Genomic DNA, 711 nt, shown 5'->3' with positions numbered 1-711 from the left:
AGCCGGCGATCTTGTCCTTGTGCACCTGCGTCACCACCGGTCCCATCTCGGCCGACAGATCCATGCCTTGCGTGATCTTTAAGGCCGCGATGCGCGGCACCAAGGCTTCGACCAATTGATCGGCCACGTTGCCCACCGCCACGACGACGGAAATGGCCATGCAGCGCTCGCCGGCCGAGCCGAAGGCCGCGCCCATCAGGGCGTCCACCGTCTGCGGGATATCCGCGTCCGGCATGACGACCATGTGGTTCTTCGCGCCGCCCAGGGCTTGCACGCGCTTGCCTTGCGCGCAGCCGGTGGCGTAGATGGTTTCGGCGATCGGCGTGGAACCGACGAAGCTGACGGCGCGCACGTCCGGGTGATGCAGCAAGCCATCCACGGCTTCCTTGTCGCCCTGCACCACGTTGAAGACGCCGTCCGGCAAGCCCGCGTCCGTCAACAGCTGCGCCAAGAGCAGGCTGGCCGACGGGTCGCGTTCCGATGGTTTCAAGACGAAGGTATTGCCGCAGGCGATCGCCATCGGGAACATCCACATCGGCACCATCACGGGAAAGTTGAACGGCGTGATGCCGACGCAGACGCCCAGCGCCTGGCGGATGGACCAAGCGTCGATGCCGCCGGCCACCTGTTCCGAATACTCGCCCTTCATCAGCTGCGGGATGCCGCAGGCAAATTCCACCACTTCGATGCCACGCGTCACTTCGCCCTTGG

1 protein-coding gene is annotated in these 711 nt (G+C 65.3%); it reads right to left on the bottom strand.

Features of this window, described 5'->3' with window-relative positions; genetic code table 11:
* Nucleotides 1-711: aldehyde dehydrogenase family protein (locus GCN78_RS28835; RefSeq protein WP_152254745.1), on the bottom strand; the 711-nt coding region annotated here is incomplete at both ends.

Source organism: Janthinobacterium rivuli (assembly GCF_009208735.1).
GTDB lineage: Bacteria > Pseudomonadota > Gammaproteobacteria > Burkholderiales > Burkholderiaceae_D > Janthinobacterium.
This window is presented reverse-complemented; position numbering and strand designations above follow the sequence as displayed.